The sequence below is a fragment of the Flavivirga jejuensis genome (assembly GCF_030540765.1).
Taxonomy (GTDB): Bacteria; Bacteroidota; Bacteroidia; order Flavobacteriales; family Flavobacteriaceae; genus Flavivirga; species Flavivirga jejuensis.
The window spans coordinates 542,045-560,623 of sequence record NZ_JAUOEL010000002.1 but is presented as its reverse complement, the minus strand read 5'-3'; the positions used below and the strand labels follow the sequence as shown (position 1 = coordinate 560,623).

Genomic DNA, 18,579 nt, shown 5'->3' with positions numbered 1-18,579 from the left:
GGTTGCAAAACTTGTAAAATCATCCAATTTTAAAACCATATGGTTCACATATACAAAGGTGGAAAAGCTAGTAAAACCTGTGACTAAAAGTAGTGTCTGGTTTTGTATTAGTGAATCATTTTTGGTTGCTACTTAATATTATATAAATAAGTAAACTTCATTATACAAATAAGTAAACTTTTAAAAATATTAACACTAATGTATGATAAGAGACACCCAGTGTTTCTGGACTATTTACTTATTGATATAACGTGTAACACTACCAGAGCCTCTAGTTGAAAAAACTATTTAAAAACATAATTAAGTCTGAGATTAAGGCTTTTGAGAAGTATTAAATAAACCTTTATGATATTATTATGTCCGTTTAACGTATTGATATAGAATTGTTTTAATGTTTTATATCTAAATGATTAAATGAAATTAACGTGCTTTTTTTGATAAATTAAAAATATCACTTCACCAAAAACATACCCAAAAACACGGCTAAAAAACCAACCACAAAACTAGCAATGGTATAAAAAGCAAAACTTGTAAAATCTCCCGATTTTAAAAACACATGATTTTCATAAGCAAAGGTTGAAAAGGTTGTAAAGCCACCACAAAACCCTGTAGCTAAAAGTAAGGTCTGGTTTTGTGTTAGCGAATCATTCTTGGCTGCTAAACCAAGTATTATACCAATAAGTAAACTCCCTAAAATATTCGCAGCAAATGTACCATAAGGAATACCTGTTTCTGCATTATTTAGATATTTACCAATAATATAGCGTAGCACACTACCAAAACCACCGCCTAAAAAAACGAATAAAAGACTTTTCATCAGTTAGATTTAATTTGTTCTTTAATGGTTTGATGGTGCATTTGTTTTATGTTTTTAATAGTAAAGTGAACTCTTAGGTACAAATTGCTTCATGCATTTATTTTATAGGAATATATATTTCAGTAATCCAATCTGCAGGGTTAGGGTAACTCATAGGATCTGTTTTATATACTTCAAGAGCAGGTTGATTATGTAGTTCTTCTAAACCATTATCTTTTATGTGTTTAGAGGCGGTTTCCCATGCTTCTTTTAAATTATCATAATTACCCTTAAGCGTTGTTTTAATAGCTTTAAATGGTTTTAACTGTCCAGTAAGAATATCGCTATCTGAAGAAATTATTTTTTCAGTTGTAGGAACGCAACATGAAAACATAACGGCATTATTTTCTACATCCCATTTATGATAGCTTGTAAAAGGAGCGCCAGCCATTGTTATCTTATTCTTTATGGTATAATCACCAACTTTTGGAAGCATCTCTTGCATTTTGTTAGCTAATTCATCTATTTTACAAGATGTGGTATTGTATAAATAATAACCTCCACTATGTTGGGTAACACCATTTATTATAATACTATATGTTTTCATACTAGCAACAACAATACTATCTAATTTTTCTAGACTTCGTTCATAATGAGGCGCTATTTCATTTTCCATACCTCCAATAAAAGTGGCATAAGCTTTAAAACCGAATGGTAGGTTTTTTCCAGAAATTTTCCAGGTTACATCTGTTGTACCATCATCATTTGGTTTAAAATCCCAGGAGATATCAGATTTTGGAAACTCTGCAAATTGCATTTCCTGAGTGATTGATTTGTTTTCTTCAGCGTCTACATTTTTCATAGTTCCAATGCCATCCTTGTCTTCCCAAGAATACGATCCATTTACACCATTGGTTTGTTCTGCAAGCGTGATTTTCATGTCTGGGTCTGCTTCAGCCCAAGAAGACCAAGCCTCCCAATTTTTAAAATCAATAACATTATTGTAAATAACAGCAGTGGGGGCTTTTATTGTTCTAGTTCTGGTGACTTCAAATGAATTAGGTTGTACAGCAATATAAATAGAGGTTCCTATAATTGCAATAAGTAATAAGAATAGAATGTACTTGAAGGCTTTCATTTTTACTTTTTTGGAGAATTACAAATCAAATATAATCATTTTAATTCTCGTTTAATAAATTATTATATTTGTTAAGCTATAAATAAATTTATTTTAACTAAAAGATTGTTTCTTTAATTAATCAATAATTTATAAACACTTAATAATCAATTTTTTGCATATTAATTAAAAATATTTTATAAAAAATGAAACTAAGATCAATATTTAATTTGGTATTAATCGCTAGCCTGTTTTTATCATGTGGTACAGAAAAGAAAGCGGTAAAAGAGCGTGTTACTTTTGATTATAATGTAGAACAGTTTGCTGATATAAAAATACTTCGTTATCAGATCCCAGGATGGGAAAATTTAACCTTAAAAGAACAAACATTAGTATATTATCTTACCCAAGCAGGTTTAGCGGGGAGAGATATTATGTGGGATCAAAATTATAGACATAACTTAAAAATAAGAAAAGCACTTGAGAATGTGTATTCAAACTATGAAGGAGATAAATCTTCTCAAGATTGGAACGCTTTTATAACATATTTAAAACGTGTTTGGTTTAGTAACGGGATTCACCATCATTATTCAAACGATAAATTAAAACCAGAGTTTTCTTCAGACTATTTAAAACAATTATTAGCAGATACAAATACCACTTTAGAAGGTGAAGCTTTCGATGTTATTTTTAATGATGTAGATGCGAAAAAAGTAAATCAGGCAAAAGGGGTTGATAATGTTGGGCTTTCTGCGGTAAATTTTTATGGTCCTAATGTTACTAATAGTGATGTGGAACGCTTTTATGCTGCAAAGCAATCTCCAAATTCTGAAAAACCATTATCGTTTGGATTAAATTCGCAATTAGTAAAAGAAAATGGAGAATTAAAAGAACGTATTTATAAATCTGGTGGTTTATATGGTTCGGCTATTGATGAAATTATCAAGTGGTTAGAATTAGCGAAAGGGGTTGCTGAAAACGATGCTCAAAGTCATGCTCTAGGTTTGTTAATTGATTATTATAAAACGGGTGATTTACAAACTTGGGATGATTATAATGTGGCTTGGACTTCTGCTACAAAAGGAAATATTGATTATATAAATAGTTTTATTGAAGTTTATAATGATCCTTTAGGATATAGAGGGTCTTATGAGTCGATTATTCAAATTAATGATTTTGATATGTCTCAAAAAATGAAAGTATTATCAGATAATGCCCAGTGGTTTGAAGATAATTCTCCATTAATGGAAGCTCATAAAAAAGATAATGTTGTTGGGGTTACTTATAAAGTGGTTAACGTAGCTGGTGAAGCTGGTGATGCCTCTCCAAGTACTCCAATTGGAGTCAATTTACCTAATGCTAATTGGATTAGAACAGAAGTAGGCAGTAAATCTGTGTCTTTAGGAAATATTATACATGCTTATAATAACGCAGGAAGTACTGGGCGTTTAAAGGAGTTTGTTCATGATGATGAAGAACTTAAATTAGAAGAAACGTATGGACAATTAGCAGATAAGTTACATACAGCATTGCACGAGGTAATAGGGCATGCATCAGGACAATTAAACCCTGGAGTGGGAGAGACTAAGGAAACCTTGAAAAATTATGCTTCAACTTTAGAGGAAGGGCGTGCAGATTTAGTTGGATTATATTATTTGTATCATGAGAAGTTACAAGAGCTAGGTTTGGTCGACGATTGGAAACGTGTTGGAAAAACTGCTTATGATGGTTATATAAGAAATGGTCTTGTAACGCAATTAATTCGTTTAAATTTAGGTGATGATGTTGAAGAAGCACACATGCGAAATAGACAATGGGTGAGTGCTTGGGTATATGAAAAAGGTAAGGCAGACCGTGTTATTGAAAAAGTAAAGCGTGATGGGAAAACGTATTTTAATATTAATGATTATGAAAAATTGCATGATCTTTTCGGACAATTATTACGTGAAACGCAACGTATAAAATCTGAAGGAGATTATGCTGCAGTAGAAGCTTTAGTAGAAGGCTATGGTGTAAAAGTAGATCAAGCTATTCATGCAGAAGTTTTAGACCGTAATAAGCAATTTTTATCAGCACCATATAATGGCTTTGTGAATCCAGTATTAGTAGCAGAGAAAAATGAAGAAGGAAAAATAATAGGGGTGAAGGTGACTCAACCTGATGCTTTTGTTGATCAGATGTTAGATTATAGTAAAAAATATAATTTCTTACCAGAAGTAAACTAAACAGGTTCTTAAAATGTAAGTAATAAAAAGAACAGACCCTTATAATTAAGGGTCTGTTCTTTTGTTAACACTAAAAGTCAAAAGAATCAAATTAACGACAATAAGTACGCTAATTATTATTAGTATTTTCATTGTTTTGAGTTTGTTTTAAGTTGTTTTGAGTTTGTTTATATACACTAGATGCAAAAAAAATAAAAAGGTTGCGTGAAAAACATTGCAACTATCTATATAACAAGTTAGAGGTTGTTTTTCCTACCTCGGTACTCTATAAATACACCTAAAAAGCAATATTGGGTGGTTGAAATAATAATAAACCACTGAAAAACAGTAAATCACTTACAATGGAAGACAGTTTTTGGAGGCGTTTTGTTAAGTCGTGTTTTGTTTATATTGTATGATTTTATTCAGAGTTTAACATTCTTAAATTATTTAAAATTGCATATTGGATAAGTGTTCCTTTTCCAACAAGTTCTAATTTTTTTCTAATATTTTTTCGGTGTGTTTCTATAGTAGAAATGCTTAAGCCCAGCTTTTTTGCAATATTTATAGAACTTTTTCCATGACCTATGTATTGTAAAACTTCTAATTCTCTTTTAGACAATATATCGATCTTATTTAAAGCTTTGGAATCTAATGTCGTAAAAAAGAAAATTAGAGAATTTATTAACTCTTTATGTTTTGTTATTTGTTTGGTTGCTTTTAATACAGAAAGAATGTCTTTTTTGGATAGTAGGTTGCCTTTTCTTTTTACATTGTTAATCGTTTTTATTATTTCTTGAAATGCTGTCATTTATAATGTTATTGGTTAAGTTCATAGTTTTGTAATTCGTTGTTTATTCGCTAAATAAAGATTCTATGTCTATTCGTTTAGAAAGGTTGATTACAATAAAAGGATCTTGATTTGCATTAAAAAACTTTCTTATCTCTCCATTTAATTTTATTTTACTCTTTTTTTCTATTAAATGAAATTGAAATAGTCCGAATGTCTTATTAGATTTATTATTTCTACCGAATGGAGCAGAATCTCCCATACCAAATACAGGGTTAAGAAAAATTTCTATGCCTTTACTATTATAAAACATAGGCATACCCAGCCCAAAATAAGAGTTATAATATTTTGCGGTTCGCTCTCTATTTAATGATAAAAGAGATCTTATATTGCGACTATTAAGACTATCCCTTTGAATCTTTTCGTATCCTAAAGAAACAAAATCTTCAAAATCATAACTTGTAGTTTCTACGCGCTGTATAACCTCAGCCCTTGGAGCTAAAAAAACTTTGAAGTCTTGATATTTAGAATTATAAATTTTCAATAATAGCTCTGCGTAAAAACCAAGATTATCATACGAAACCTTGGGTGTTCTAATAATTCTTTTATTTTCAATAGTAATAGAATCATTCTCAGGTAGGTTTTCGATAATTTCAATATATTGAGCATCCGAAGTTCTTTCTTTTTTTGTACTTAAGGATCTGTTTTTATACATTCCTGCTCTAATCCCTCCCCAAAAGTTTTCTTTTTTATTTTTGAAAAATAAATCAGGTAAATACACATCAATCTCAGAATAGAAACTATTAGCTTTTACTTTATTCTCTAGATCGAAATTAGTTCCTAAATAGAAATTATATATATTATTTGAAGTTTGTTTTTCGGGTCTTAATTGTATGTACTTTTCTTGTGAGTTTAAGTCTATTGAAATTTTGTTATCATTTACAATAAAATCACTTTTAGAAGACAGTTTTATTTGTAAAGTAAAGATACCCTTTTGCTCCAGAAAAGAATTTACTAAACTTTTAAAATCATTGATAAGTTTATTCGAATTATTTATAAAATTTAATTCACCTTTTGTTTTAGAACTTGAAATTTTAAAAGTATTATTAGATAAAAATAAATTTAATTCGTCACTATTAGAAATAATTTCGATTTCTATATCGTCAGTTTCACTTGGGAAGTAACTTCCTTCAATGTTTATAGAAAATGGAATTGTTAGAGTATCACTTTCTTTATAAGTGATTATTTCAGATTTTTTTTCAAAACCTAGAGTTATTGTAGTTTTTTTAATATTTTTAGATTCAATGTTTTGATTTTTAGTGTTTTGAGCTTCAATGTTGTGTGTAATGTAACCGAAAAGGATACAGGTGAAAATAATTTTTAATGGTTTCATAATGTTCTTAATTTATAGTTTTTAAATCTATAAATCATAGTTTTATGAAAACATACCCAATGCTAGGTAAACGTATACTTTTTATCTAGTGCATAGCGCATCAATTCGCCTTTACCCTTAAGGCCTAGAATACGCACCATGTTTTTGCGGTGTGTATCTACAGTATGAACCCCAATAAAAAGTAAATCGGCAATTTCTCGAGACGTTTTTCCTTGGGCAATAAGTCCAAGAATTTCTATTTGACGTTTTGTTAAAACCCCTTTTGTTTTAATATCTGATTTTGAGTTTAAAACATTAGTATTAATATTGGCATCAAAATACGTTTCTCCTTTTGAAACAGCTATAATAGCATTATGTACCTCTTTTAAGGAGGAGTTTTTTAAAATATAGCCAGATGCACCAGCATCTATCATTCGTTGGATGGCTTCGATTTGCTCGAACATAGTAAATGCCAATATATTTATACTAGGATACTTTTTTTTGATTTGTTTTGTGAGTTCAATACCATCCATTTTTGGCATTCTAATATCTGTTAATATAACGTTTGGTTGTTTGCGCTCTACTATTTCTAGTAATGCAACGCCGTCATTTGCTGTTCCTATAATGGTAATATCGTCTTCATATTCTAGTAGTAATTTAATACCATCTATTAACGATTGGTGGTCTTCTGCTATAGCAAGTCGTATCATATTGGAATATCTATTATTATGGTGGTTCCTTTATTAATTTCTGATTCTATAGTCATAGTACCATTTAAATGTTCAACTCGTTTATCAATACTGCTAATTCCCATGCCTTTATTTTTGGTTGTTACCTGACTCGGATTAAACCCTTTACCATTATCTTCTATCATAATATTTAAGCTGTCTTCATGGTTGGTTAAATGAATGATAGCTTCTGTAGCCTCAGCATGTTTAATAATATTAGTGACTAATTCCTGAATGACTCTAAAAATAGTAAGCTCTAAACTGTTTTCTAAACGGTCTTCTAAATCATGATCAATTACATTAATTATAATTTTATTTGAAACAGATACTTTATCAGCCATGTTTTGTATGGCTTTTAAGAGCCCTTGTTTTGCTATAACACCTGAGTTTTTGGCATGTGCTATCGAGCGTACTTTTTGGTAGGCTTCATCTAGTAAAGTATTCGTTTTATCAAATAATTCGGGAGTTTTCTTGTCTTTAAGAACATTAAAATGAAGTTTGACGGTTGCCATAAGTCCGCCTAAATCATCATGTAAGTCGTTGGCAATGCGTTGGCGTTCTTTTTCTTGGCCTTCAATCATGGCATCAATACTTATTAGCTCTTGGTCTTTTAATAATGTTTCTACTTTTTGTTTTTCAATTTCTTTTTCTTGTTCGGCTAGTTTTTGTTTACGTTTGGTGTTTTTTTGGATGAGAAAGGCAGTGGTGCCTCCAAAGAGTATAAAAGCAAATGCCCCAATTAATAAATTGAAATTTTGTTTTCGTTTTGATTCAATTTCTAGGCTATTTGCACGGACTTTTTCGTTGTCGTATTGTTCTTTTATTTTTGATATGGCTATGTTTTGTTTTGTGTCGTTGATGCTGTCTTTTAGTTTAATTAACTTGTCAAAATGAAGTGCTGCCTTTTTATATTCTTTACATTCTAAGTACAAACTTGACATGTTTTCATAAAATATAACTTTACTTTTTGAGATATTACCTTTGAGTGGTATCGAATCTGCTTTTAAAAAATATTTTTCAGCTTCTATACAGTTTTTTAATAATTTATATTGTTGAGCTTGGTTGTTATAGTTATAAGCTAAATTTTGATAATCCTTATATTTTTTTAAATAGGGTACAGCTTTTTTTGTATAGTATAATGCTGAATCTTGGTTATTAAAAACAGTATTATAAACAGTTCCAATATTCATATTGCATTTTGCTATCTCTAAAGTATCTTTACGTAACTTATATAAATTAGTAATGAGGTTAAAATATTTTAAAGTTTCATTTCCATCATTATTGTCTAAATATTGAATAGCTATTTGTTGATAGACCTTAGCTAATGCCAAAGTGTCCTTCTTTTTTAAAGCGTAACTTTTTAACTCTGAAATAATTGCTTTTTTGTCAATTTCTAAATTATTTTGATGGTTTAGAATGCCTAATAATAAAACGTTGCAATCTTTTACATCACTATATTGTTTTAACTCTTTAAATAGTTTTTTTGATTTTAAAATATAGACATAGGCTAGATGATGATTATCTATAATTGAATTATAATCTGCGAAATAATATAGCCAAGTAGCTTTGTCATATTTATTGATTTTAGTAGTATCAATTTTTTTTAATTCTATTAGTATATCTTGCTTGTTAGATGAATTATAGGCATCTAATACATTTTCAAAATTGGTGTTTTGAGAAACGCAAAAACCAGTAATACAAAATATTACTGGTAGAAGATATGTGCTTATATGGCGTTTTTTTTTATTCAAGGACCTACACTTACTATTATGCTTCCGTCTTTTGTTTTTGGGTTTTCATCAAAAATAGGTATGCTACAACTGTCGTAAGGAATTTCATTTGGTGTGTAAGTATTAAACTTTATAAAAATTACACTCCCTATTTCCATTTTAAGATTACATTGAGGAGTAAATGTACCTATTTTATACCCAGAAACTTCATTTACAGTTTCGACGTTTTTAAAATTCATCATCAAAAAATATAAATTTTTAGTTCCATTTAGGGTTTGACAGCAAACTCTAGCATTATCAAATTCGTAAAGATGATATTGAGGAGCAGAATTTATAATTTCGTATTGTATTTCATTTACAAATTCTGAGGAATTTTTCCAATTAAAAGTAATTTTGAATCCAAAATCTCCATCTATATATGAATATGCATTAGTAGATGGAAATTTTGGTTCTTGTAAAGCTAATTTTTGGTAATTTAGAATACCCATAGTTATGTGTTTTTAAGATTAATAAAAAGATTCGAAATTTATTTTAGGCATAATAATATCATCACTATAATTATAGCAATCTATTTCATTAGAAAAGAGATAATGTAGATGATTACAAATAGTAAAGTCATACTTATCTGAAGCAAAAACAAGACCTATTACATCTTTTGAAGAATTTCTTCCAGTTTTGTCTACCAATGTCGAACCAGAATCACCTCCTCTAGAAATTTTAGAGACTAAAATTTGATTTTTAAAAATCTTATTATTTTCTCCAATCTTTACAAATGCATTTTTAGACACAATAGTTCCGTCATTGATAGACCCTGAGGTATAACCACATTTAGTGACCATTTGACCTATTTTTATTGGTTTAGCAATTTTTTTGTTGAAGTCATAGCATTTAAATTTTTTCTGAAGTAGACTCATGTCCGTTACTTTTGCTAAAGCAATGTCATAATATTCGTTACTAACAGCCCAATGTAATGTTGCTATAGTTTCTTTCCTTTCATTTTTAATTGGATGACCAATTTTACTAGATTCATTCATTAATACATGGCAATTTGATAAAATATAAAAGTTATTATCATTTTTTAACTTTACAATTGCCCCTAGTGTCCCAAAGTTTGAACCAGAACCTTCAGAAGCTATACCACGATAAGGGTTTTTATCAAAAGAAAAAGGGCTTTTCATTTCTCTTAGACTAATAGGAAAATCCAAATAATTATTTAAATTTTCATATGAGATTGCTTTTGGTATATAATCAATGGGGAGACCTTTAGGAATTTTAATATCTATCGGTCTATGTTCAAATTTTCTCTCAGAATATTGTAATAAAAGGCTAGATGGAAATGTCCCTGAATCATATCCAATTTCAATGTGAAAGTTATTTATGTTATTATCTTGGTTTACAACGGCAGCATAATTAACTCCTTTGATTGAAACTATGGCTTGACCAAGTTTTTCTAATTGAATGTTGGCTTCATTTTCTAACATATTTTATACTAATGGATTAAAAAATAAACTAAAACAAACACAGCAATAGCACCAGAAGTATTAATGGTAGATACTTTTTCCAAAAGAGGCATAGTGCCAGCAATAGCAATACCTTGGGTATTAATTTGAGTAAAAGGATTTTTACCAGATTTACGGTTTTGGCTTATCATACTGTAAACAGATATACTCATGGTAGTAATAACGAGAGCTATTAAAACACAATAAAACCAAAAGAGAAGATCATTTTCAAAATTGAGATTCAATTTACGTGTTATTATCATGATAGTAGCAAAAACTATAATACCAAATAAAAACATCGTAAAAGGAGAGACTAGTTTTTTCATAAAAGTTGGATTAGTTAATTAATACTGCAAATGTGCCATATAATTTCACGTAAAAACATACCCAATTATGGGTATATCAGTTTGTTAATATAATAAAATATATTTTTAAAGAAGAAATTTCGTATATGTGTGTGGTAAATTCGGAATAAAATCTTCTTTTAAAAGAATTTTATAACTACTATAAGAAATCAAAAGTTACAAAAGGATATTTAAAAAAGAGCAAATAAAGGATAATATAAAAATATTATGAGCTGTTTTTTATGAGACTCTACTGTAGAGTAAAATATATAGTATAAACTCAAAAACATGTTTGATAGAGATAAGTATAGTAATAGAATAAATAGGATGCAGAACTTATAAAAAAGATAGTATAATTAAGAGGTTTATTTACCTTAAACTTAGCACTGAATTTATATAAATAAAAAAGAGAAGCTATTAACTTCTCTTTTATAAAATATGGATGGTATAACAAATTACTATAAAGACAACTTATTATACAATAACTAACTATTTATTTTCTTACGAAAGTATATATGTAAGTGTAAGTTTCATCCCCATCTGTGTAGGTTTCAGTAATTACTAGTTTTCCACCAATAACTTCTACTTTGTCTCCTTCATATAATAAATACCCATTAGGATAATCTCCACTATATTGAGGTTCGATAAAGTCTTCATATTTAAATGATACTAATGTTAAAGTGTTATTAGTTTCATTATAAGCCCATTTACCAGTTTCTTTGTCACTATATTTTTCAATATCATCAGAATAAGTAGCACTACAATTATTTGATGAAGCTTCGTAATCTAAAAATTTATATTCTTCATAACTAGTTATATAAAAGTCACCATTACTGTCAACATTAAATATGAACTCTTCTTTAATAATCTGACTATGATCAACTTCAATAGTTTCTTCATTTTCACAATCAAGCGTAAGTTTATTATCAAAACTATTTTCTTCTAGAAGCCATTCTCCAACAATAGATGCATTACCACCCCATGCTTCTACTTCTACACAAACAGTAACGATTTGACTAATGTTATTTTCTTGATCATAAATACACAAATCGGCACAAAATTTTCCTGGAGGAAAAGAATCCCCAAAATTTACATCGATTTCATACTCACCATCTTCCAGTTTGTTATTAGACTTAAATAATAGATTCCTTTTTGAAGATTTATTACCCTTAGTATCACCAGATTTATTATATGTGGTTAACTCTGAAACTGGAATATCAAAATAATCAGAAGCAGTATTATTATCAGAATCTTTAAATAATAAGTAAGCCCCAGCAATGTCGGTTTCTGTTGTAGAAAACTTTAGGTTAAACCCAGCTTTTTGAAAAGCTTCAACTTTATCAGAACTTATTTCAATATTTACATCACCAGTAGGTTGCGGCGGTGTACCTGTGTTTTTTGTAGCTCCTTCAATAGAGATACCTGAATTTAAATCTTCTAAAGGAATGTTAGCTTCTTCAAGTTCATTTTGTTGATTGGCTAAATTTTCATTGGTAGAATCATCGTCCTTACTACATGAATAAGTTAAGCAAGAAATAATGGTTAGTAATAACGCAATTTTTAAAATTTTCATAAGATTGATTATAAATTAGTTTGTAAAAATTATGCATAACTATAAATATTAGCTTGATTGCACAAATGAATGAAAAAGATTACGTTAAAAAGACGAAATAATCGACAAAAAACAAAAAAATAGTATGAATTGTTTATTTGAATAGAATTTTATAACCATAAAAATAAAAGTAATAAAAGAGAAAAGTGCTCAAATACTACCAGATTAAAAAAGTTTATGGAGTCATTTTATGAAAAATAGAATGGTATTTAAAATAAGACATGGAGAAATTTATAAAATAAAGAGGTCGTCTAAAAAGTGTCATTTCTGAATATTACCTTCGAAACAAAATATATTTTGTTTCGAAGGTAGAAGCAAAGCCGTGGAGCATCTCTTAATGTTTTAATTTTTAGATAAATAAGGCTGTTCAGTCGTGCCTCCTTCTGATGATACTAACTTTTCGCAAACATAGCATAACAAATGCTTTGCTCTGGATAACAAAGTTCATCACTTTTTAGACAGTACCTTTTTTACTTTCTTATAGTTTTACAATCTTTTTGGTTAAACTTTCAGATTTATTATTTACCATTAAAATATAAACTCCACTATGTAATCTTGATAAATCAAGCTTAACTTCATGATTACTAGGTTTAACTTGAGTTATTTTTTGTCCATGAATAGAGTATAGTGCTATAAATGTCTCTTCATCGTAGTAGTCATTAAGCTTAATATTAAGCTCATTATTTACAGGATTTGGATATACATTAAATGCGTTTGAGTTTTCTGTTAGCTCTTCTGCTTCAGTTTTTTGTTCTGCAGATTTTGCTGTACTTACACCATCAAACCGCCACTGCTGGTTTTGAGTGGTACTGCTAGAAGACCACAAATATACATTTTGGTTGGATGTTCCTCCGTTGCCGCCATCAATAGAATAACCAGAGGCGTTTCGTTTTTGCAATCTATAATGACCATTACCAGCGTTTATTTTCAACCAATGTTGGTTTTGATTGTTATCACTACAAGTCCATAGGTACACATCCTGGCCATTAGCTCCACCATTTCCTCCATCAATGCAATAATTGGTGTTTAATTTTTGATAAGAATAATAGCCTCCACCTCTGTTAATTTCTGTCCAGGTAAGGTTTGCATGATTTATGTTGTTATACAATTCTATACTCTGTCCATTAGATCCCCCACTACCGCCATCCATGGCAAATCCTGTTGCATTTCGTTTTACCAATCGGAAGTTTGCACTGCTACCACCACCAGATGGATCTACTATAGAATAACCATTCGAACCATCGTACCAAGTCACATTATCATAATATACCGTTCTTGTCTCGTTGTTTGTATAGTTGGCATCATCGTAATTATACTGTCCCAATTTTAAATCGACATATGAATATTGGCTAGACTGTACATCATTACTCCAACTTTCGGCATAACCAAAATTGATATTATTGGCATAGTACCTGCTTACTCCATTAACCCAAATTTGAATTAATCCAGCATTTGAAGCAGATAGTACAAAATGTATTATGATATCCATATTTGTGTTTTTTGGAAAATTGGAATATATAACAGCGTTGGTGTTACCACTTGTTCCACCATTAGATCTATGAGTAATCTGCAGATCGCCATTCATGATATTTATCAATGCTGCCCATGACCAGAATGTAGAGCTGTAAAACTGAAAAATTTGAGCGATTCCAGCAGTTTTGTTTGTTGGATAATCGGGACCTAAATTCATAGTAAATCCCATCCAGCCTTCTTTGGTTGTATCCCAATTATTAGCACAGAATTCAGCGCCTTTTGTTGATCTTGATCCATTGTAAGAAGACTCTTGCCAATGGGTTTTAACTCTGCTATTCACAACTTGTGAGTAATTTGGGCTTTGTGTAGAGCACTCATAAAAAGGCCCAAGGCTTCCATTATTAAAATTATGAGACAATGTTTGTGCATCCAATAATTGGATTGTTCCTGTTAGAAAGGAAATAACGATTAATAAGTATTTTTTTTTCATGATATTAAATATTTAAAATTAAAGACCTTCTTTATTGTTTTTGGTCTTATTTCTGACTGAAATTGTTATAAGTTACAGTACAAAACTTATTTATAAAGGATAAAGACATGTATGAGAAGGATTTTTTTTATAAACTAAAAGATGTGTAGGTTACATAAATATATCATTGCCTTAAAATTAATTTTATATCTTTGTAATATGATTGTTTAATTTCACTTCCGTAACCGTGTCGAGGTTCTCTCGAGTAAAAAAACACCAAGCCACTTTATGTGTTTGGTAACTATTTATATATAATACAATCAAAATGCAATCAAATAAAATATCTTTAAAACAATTTATACAATATTTAAAAATAGCTGTGACAGGTAAAGAGCAAAACTTTACTTCAGGCAGTATTCGTCGTGCGGTATTTATGCTATCTATTCCTATGATTTTAGAAATGCTCATGGAGTCCATTTTTGCACTTGTGGATATCTTGTATGTGTCTCAGGTTAGTGTAAATGCAGTGGCAACTATTGGTTTAACAGAATCTGTTATTACTTTGGTATATGCTGTTGCCATTGGCTTAAGTATGGCAGCAACTGCTATCGTTGCAAGGCGTGTGGGCGAAAAAGATTTAAAAGGAGCCTCGAATGCAGCGGTTCAAGTTATTTTTCTTGGAGTCTTAGTTGCTGCCGCTATTAGTGTGATAGGGATACTATATCCTAAAGAAATCTTAGGACTTATGGGAGGGGAGCCAGATCTTATAGCAGAGGGTTATGGATATACAAAAGTGCTTTTAGGTGGTAACATAACTATTATGTTACTATTTTTAATCAATGCGATTTTTCGAGGTGCGGGAAATGCCTCGGCAGCCATGTGGACATTAATTTTATCAAATGGACTCAATATTATTTTAGATCCCATGTTTATTTTTGGTTTCGGACCGATCCCTGCTTTTGGAGTTGAAGGTGCCGCCATAGCGACTACTATTGGTCGTGGTACAGCAGTCGTATTTCAATTAGCTATTTTGTTTTTCGGTTATAGTAAAATAAAAGTAGGTGTAAAGGACTTAGTGCTTCGTGTGGGGGTTATGTTTAATTTAATTAAAGTATCGCTTGGAGGTATTGGTCAGTTTTTAATAGGAACCTCCTCTTGGGTATTTTTAATGCGTATTATGAGCGAGTTTGGTAGTGAAGTATTAGCAGGTTATACCATAGCGATACGTGTGATGATGTTTACTATAATGCCAGCATGGGGAATGAGTAATGCTGCTGCAACTTTAGTTGGACAAAATTTGGGAGCAAATGAGCCTGAGCGTGCCGAGCAATCTGTTTGGAAAACAGGAAAATATAGTGCTTATTTTATGGGAGTAGTTTCTATTATTTATTTAGTGTTTGCGCCACAAATAATAGTGTTGTTTAATAATACTCCAGATGTTGTTAAATATGGAAGCTTATGTTTACGAGTTATAGCAGCAGGTTATATTTTTTATGGATATGGTATGGTTGTTATAAATGCTTTTAATGGGGCAGGAGATACCAAAACACCTACATATATTAACTTTGTATGTTTTTGGTTATTACAATTGCCTTTTGCATATGTTATGGCAATTACCTTAGATTTTGGACCTAGTGGTGTATTTTGGGCTATTACTTTTGCAGAAGTATTAATCGCTATTGTTGCTATTGTTTGGTTTAAAAAAGGACATTGGAAAACCGTAAAAGTCTAATTTTATAAAATGAAAATAGGCAAACAATTTAATACATGTAGTAAAAGTGAGTATATACATTATATAGATAATTATAAAAAATATACAGACTTTAATACTTTGGGTTTATACAGGTCCATTTGTGAAAATAAAAAACTTAATCTTTCAATGAAAATTGAAATTAGAGATTATGCCAATACAGTTTTTGAAAAAACATTTAATTTTTATCAATTAAAAGATCCTTCAACCTATTTCAATTTAATTACTTTGGGAGCTGATCTAACTATTGCTGATGAGGCGAAGATTTGGGATGCTATTAAAAAGAATCAAGAAAGAATATTATCTGAAAAGAAAATAAATCATAGGAATTTTGGTGAGTATTCAAAACACAATTGTGGATATAAAGATTGTAAATACAATGGGTTGATGATAAGAGAAGGCTCTGTATTGGCACAAAGTTTTATACATTTTGATTCTGATAAGGGAAACTATGAAGCAAAAAATAAATCTGAAAGAATTAAAAAACAACGAAAAAATATTTCAAAAATAATAAGGGAAGAACTTGATGATTAAATGGGTTTTAGTGATAAAGACTTAGAATAAATAATATGGAACAAAGGTTAACTATAGTTGGATTGGGAGTGAATGATTTAAAAGTGTCAAATGATTTTTATGAAAACAAGTTTGGTTGGAAAAAGATGAAATCTAGTAATGACGGCATTTCTTTTTTTCAATTAAATGGCCTTTTATTGTCGCTTTATCCAAGAGAGAAATTAGCAGAAGATGCAGGGGTTAGTCCTGAAGGAACTGGATTTAAAGCATTTTCTTTGGCTTTTAATACTAGAACAAAAGAGGAGGTTGATGAATTGATTGCTTCATTAGAGGCAAAAGGAGTCCATATTGTTAAAAAACCAGAAAGTGTTTTTTGGGGAGGCTATAGTAGCTATATTTCAGATCCAGATGGAAACCTATGGGAAATAGCTTTTAATCCCGATTTAGTATTAGATGAAAAAGGAAATACAGTTGAAGAAGACTAGGCTTTAAATTAAAACAAACATTATCAAAACAAACACCGATTTTCACCCAAATAACAAACATAAATCTGGATATGACTTAGATGTTTTATGCTATGCGTATCCAGATTTAAAATTGTTTGTGTTCGAAAATAAATATCAAACTCAAACAATTGATTTTGCAAATCCAAAGGCAGTAAAGGCATTAAACACAGCGCTGTTGGTTACTCATTATAACATTGAATTCTGGGAATTTCCCGATACCAATTTATGCCCTCCAATTCCTGGACGTGTCGATTACATACATCATTTGGCAGATTTACTAAAACAATCGAATATTGATAAAAACACGCATGTTTTAGATATAGGAACAGGTGCTAGTTGTATCTATCCAATTCTTGGTAATGCTGAATACAATTGGAATTTTGTAGGTACAGATATTGATGAAAGGTCGTTACATAATGCACAGAAAATTATTTCAAAAAACAAATTGGATCACTCGATTAAATTAAGGCACCAAATTAATAGTTCAAACATTTTAAAGGGTGTTTTAAAAGAATCGGATACATTTGCTGCAGCAATTTGCAATCCCCCTTTTTATAAATCGGAAACAGAAGCTATAGAGGCAACTACTCGAAAACTAAAAGGTTTAAATAAGAAAGTGATTGATGTTGTCCGAAATTTTTCAGGAACACATAACGAGCTTTGGTATAAAGGAGGTGAAAAAGCTTTTATTCATAACTATTTATATGAGAGTTCTTTGTTTAAAGACCAATGTATTTGGTATACAACATTGGTTTCTAAAAAAGATTTAGTAAGAGGCATACAGGTGTCTTTAAAAAAAATGGGAGCTACAGAAGTTAAAGTTATTAATATGGGACAAGGCAATAAAATATCGCGTATTGTTGCTTGGACTTTTATAACTTAAACAAATATATCATTACGAGGAAATACGACGAAGTCATCCCTCTAAATTAGAAAGATTATCACATCGAATAATAATAAGCTTCGTAATGCCACAACTATTAAACTTTTTTCTTTCTATGATCTGTTTTAATAAATAAACTTATTTGTAATCTGTGTAAGTTTAAATCGTTTATAAAACGGTGCATATAGCCTAATTGTAAATTACAAGATTTATTAAGGTTTATACCAAGAGCGCCATAGAGTCTGTTTTCCGAAAAAAAATCTTTTTCAATGTGAGCAAGAACTTCGTTGTTTGCGCGTATAAAAAGTGTTTTATTTAACTTGATTTTTGTACCCAGTCGATATCGTAATCGATGTTTTGTCGAGTTCCCAACTCTAAGATTAAATAAACGATGCTCAATTCTAAATCGATGATCTACAGGCAAATTATTTAATTTGTGCTTAAAAGAAATTTGTTCTGATATTCTATTTTCAAATATATGACTCCCTTCTTCACCCTGTATACTTTTATCAATATCTAAAAAACTATATCCTAGTTCGACCTTTATTTTATTATTTATATGATAGTTTAAACCTCCTTTAATAAGTAGTAAGTTTAGGTTGGTTGCGGGCTCAAAAGCCCAAATTTGTCCACCAGCAACGATACTCAACTTGTCTGATATTCTGTGATTTCCAAAATATGTATACCACGAACCCAATTTGTCTTCGGGAGATGTTTGTGAGTGGCTTAAAGATATAATTAGTATAAAAATAAAGGTAGATATGTAATATTTCATGTTATATGAATTTTAAGT

17 protein-coding genes are annotated in these 18,579 nt (G+C 30.1%); 5 read left to right on the top strand and 12 right to left on the bottom strand.

Going from position 1 to position 18,579, the window contains the following annotated elements; genetic code table 11:
* Window positions 1-451: 451 nt before the first annotated feature.
* Together crcB and Q4Q40_RS07330 are read right to left on the bottom strand one after the other, a co-directional pair.
* A complete protein-coding gene (gene crcB / locus Q4Q40_RS07335; protein WP_303301134.1) occupies window positions 452-817 on the bottom strand; it encodes a fluoride efflux transporter CrcB in 366 nt (121 codons plus the stop codon).
* A 97-nt stretch (window positions 818-914) separates the two neighbouring features.
* Window positions 915-1,934, bottom strand: coding sequence for an SRPBCC family protein (locus Q4Q40_RS07330; protein ID WP_303301133.1), 1,020 nt, complete (start codon window positions 1,932-1,934; stop codon window positions 915-917).
* A 185-nt stretch (window positions 1,935-2,119) separates the two neighbouring features.
* Here Q4Q40_RS07330 and Q4Q40_RS07325 point away from each other — a divergent pair, with 185 nt between their 5' ends.
* Window positions 2,120-4,138, top strand: coding sequence for a dipeptidyl-peptidase 3 family protein (locus Q4Q40_RS07325; RefSeq protein WP_303301132.1), 2,019 nt, complete (start codon window positions 2,120-2,122; stop codon window positions 4,136-4,138).
* Window positions 4,139-4,538: 400 nt separating this feature from the next.
* On the opposite strand, the gene Q4Q40_RS07320 is transcribed toward Q4Q40_RS07325, so the two are convergent.
* The 9 genes from Q4Q40_RS07320 to Q4Q40_RS07280 form a co-directional block, all read right to left on the bottom strand.
* Complete coding sequence (locus Q4Q40_RS07320; RefSeq protein ID WP_303301131.1) at window positions 4,539-4,928, bottom strand: response regulator transcription factor; 390 nt, start codon at window positions 4,926-4,928, stop codon at window positions 4,539-4,541.
* 43 nt (window positions 4,929-4,971) lie between these two features.
* On the bottom strand, window positions 4,972-6,300 hold the full coding sequence (locus Q4Q40_RS07315) for a hypothetical protein (protein ID WP_303301130.1): 1,329 nt from the start codon (window positions 6,298-6,300) through the stop codon (window positions 4,972-4,974).
* A gap of 62 nt (window positions 6,301-6,362) precedes the next feature.
* On the bottom strand, window positions 6,363-6,989 hold the full coding sequence (locus tag Q4Q40_RS07310; RefSeq protein ID WP_303301129.1) for a response regulator: 627 nt from the start codon (window positions 6,987-6,989) through the stop codon (window positions 6,363-6,365).
* The gene (locus Q4Q40_RS07305) at window positions 6,986-8,758 is read right to left on the bottom strand and encodes a sensor histidine kinase (protein ID WP_303301128.1); all 1,773 of its coding nucleotides are present in this window, start codon (window positions 8,756-8,758) and stop codon (window positions 6,986-6,988) included. The genes Q4Q40_RS07310 and Q4Q40_RS07305 overlap by 4 nt, the downstream gene beginning before the upstream one ends.
* Entirely contained in the window at window positions 8,755-9,225 is a 471-nt protein-coding gene (locus Q4Q40_RS07300; protein WP_303301127.1) for a hypothetical protein, read from the bottom strand. Before Q4Q40_RS07300 ends, Q4Q40_RS07305 begins: the two co-directional genes overlap by 4 nt.
* Window positions 9,226-9,243: 18 nt before the next feature.
* The gene (locus Q4Q40_RS07295; protein ID WP_303301126.1) at window positions 9,244-10,218 is read right to left on the bottom strand and encodes a S1 family peptidase; all 975 of its coding nucleotides are present in this window, start codon (window positions 10,216-10,218) and stop codon (window positions 9,244-9,246) included.
* Window positions 10,219-10,226: 8 nt separating this feature from the next.
* The gene (locus Q4Q40_RS07290) at window positions 10,227-10,562 is read right to left on the bottom strand and encodes a hypothetical protein (protein ID WP_303301125.1); all 336 of its coding nucleotides are present in this window, start codon (window positions 10,560-10,562) and stop codon (window positions 10,227-10,229) included.
* 511 nt (window positions 10,563-11,073) lie between these two features.
* Window positions 11,074-12,153 (bottom strand): hypothetical protein, encoded by a 1,080-nt coding sequence (locus Q4Q40_RS07285; protein WP_303301124.1) that lies wholly within the window; start codon window positions 12,151-12,153, stop codon window positions 11,074-11,076.
* A 517-nt stretch (window positions 12,154-12,670) separates the two neighbouring features.
* The gene (locus Q4Q40_RS07280) at window positions 12,671-14,155 is read right to left on the bottom strand and encodes a T9SS type A sorting domain-containing protein (RefSeq protein WP_303301123.1); all 1,485 of its coding nucleotides are present in this window, start codon (window positions 14,153-14,155) and stop codon (window positions 12,671-12,673) included.
* A gap of 304 nt (window positions 14,156-14,459) precedes the next feature.
* Here Q4Q40_RS07280 and Q4Q40_RS07275 point away from each other — a divergent pair, with 304 nt between their 5' ends.
* Genes Q4Q40_RS07275 through rlmF form a run of 4 tightly spaced genes read left to right on the top strand, consistent with a single transcriptional unit; the run spans window position 14,460 to window position 17,786 of the window.
* Window positions 14,460-15,866: an MATE family efflux transporter gene (locus tag Q4Q40_RS07275; protein WP_303301122.1), complete on the top strand. Its 1,407-nt coding sequence runs from the start codon at window positions 14,460-14,462 to the stop codon at window positions 15,864-15,866.
* Between the two features lie 9 nt (window positions 15,867-15,875).
* The gene (locus Q4Q40_RS07270; RefSeq protein ID WP_303301121.1) at window positions 15,876-16,418 is read left to right on the top strand and encodes a hypothetical protein; all 543 of its coding nucleotides are present in this window, start codon (window positions 15,876-15,878) and stop codon (window positions 16,416-16,418) included.
* A 35-nt stretch (window positions 16,419-16,453) separates the two neighbouring features.
* Window positions 16,454-16,882 (top strand): VOC family protein, encoded by a 429-nt coding sequence (locus tag Q4Q40_RS07265; RefSeq protein WP_303301120.1) that lies wholly within the window; start codon window positions 16,454-16,456, stop codon window positions 16,880-16,882.
* 7 nt (window positions 16,883-16,889) lie between these two features.
* Window positions 16,890-17,786 carry a 23S rRNA (adenine(1618)-N(6))-methyltransferase RlmF gene (gene rlmF / locus Q4Q40_RS07260; protein ID WP_425556021.1) on the top strand — a complete coding sequence of 299 codons (897 nt, stop codon included), beginning with the start codon at window positions 16,890-16,892 and terminating at the stop codon, window positions 17,784-17,786.
* 97 nt (window positions 17,787-17,883) lie between these two features.
* On the opposite strand, the gene Q4Q40_RS07255 is transcribed toward rlmF, so the two are convergent.
* The gene (locus tag Q4Q40_RS07255; RefSeq protein WP_303301119.1) at window positions 17,884-18,561 is read right to left on the bottom strand and encodes a DUF2490 domain-containing protein; all 678 of its coding nucleotides are present in this window, start codon (window positions 18,559-18,561) and stop codon (window positions 17,884-17,886) included.
* Between the last annotated feature and the right edge of the window lie 18 nt (window positions 18,562-18,579).

What these genes read in the sequence shown, in the direction of transcription:
- Q4Q40_RS07295 (WP_303301126.1), bottom strand. Translation starts at nt 10,218, where the DNA reads ATGTTAGAAAATGAAGCCAACATTCAATTAGAAAAACTTGGTCAAGCC.
- Q4Q40_RS07300 (WP_303301127.1), bottom strand. Translation starts at nt 9,225, where the DNA reads ATGGGTATTCTAAATTACCAAAAATTAGCTTTACAAGAACCAAAATTT.
- Q4Q40_RS07285 (WP_303301124.1), bottom strand. Translation starts at nt 12,153, where the DNA reads ATGAAAATTTTAAAAATTGCGTTATTACTAACCATTATTTCTTGCTTA.
- Q4Q40_RS07270 (WP_303301121.1), top strand. Translation starts at nt 15,876, where the DNA reads ATGAAAATAGGCAAACAATTTAATACATGTAGTAAAAGTGAGTATATA.
- Q4Q40_RS07310 (WP_303301129.1), bottom strand. Translation starts at nt 6,989, where the DNA reads ATGATACGACTTGCTATAGCAGAAGACCACCAATCGTTAATAGATGGT.
- Q4Q40_RS07290 (WP_303301125.1), bottom strand. Translation starts at nt 10,562, where the DNA reads ATGAAAAAACTAGTCTCTCCTTTTACGATGTTTTTATTTGGTATTATA.
- Q4Q40_RS07315 (WP_303301130.1), bottom strand. Translation starts at nt 6,300, where the DNA reads ATGAAACCATTAAAAATTATTTTCACCTGTATCCTTTTCGGTTACATT.
- Q4Q40_RS07330 (WP_303301133.1), bottom strand. Translation starts at nt 1,934, where the DNA reads ATGAAAGCCTTCAAGTACATTCTATTCTTATTACTTATTGCAATTATA.
- crcB (WP_303301134.1), bottom strand. Translation starts at nt 817, where the DNA reads ATGAAAAGTCTTTTATTCGTTTTTTTAGGCGGTGGTTTTGGTAGTGTG.
- Q4Q40_RS07255 (WP_303301119.1), bottom strand. Translation starts at nt 18,561, where the DNA reads ATGAAATATTACATATCTACCTTTATTTTTATACTAATTATATCTTTA.
- Q4Q40_RS07265 (WP_303301120.1), top strand. Translation starts at nt 16,454, where the DNA reads ATGGAACAAAGGTTAACTATAGTTGGATTGGGAGTGAATGATTTAAAA.
- Q4Q40_RS07325 (WP_303301132.1), top strand. Translation starts at nt 2,120, where the DNA reads ATGAAACTAAGATCAATATTTAATTTGGTATTAATCGCTAGCCTGTTT.
- Q4Q40_RS07280 (WP_303301123.1), bottom strand. Translation starts at nt 14,155, where the DNA reads ATGAAAAAAAAATACTTATTAATCGTTATTTCCTTTCTAACAGGAACA.
- Q4Q40_RS07275 (WP_303301122.1), top strand. Translation starts at nt 14,460, where the DNA reads ATGCAATCAAATAAAATATCTTTAAAACAATTTATACAATATTTAAAA.
- Q4Q40_RS07320 (WP_303301131.1), bottom strand. Translation starts at nt 4,928, where the DNA reads ATGACAGCATTTCAAGAAATAATAAAAACGATTAACAATGTAAAAAGA.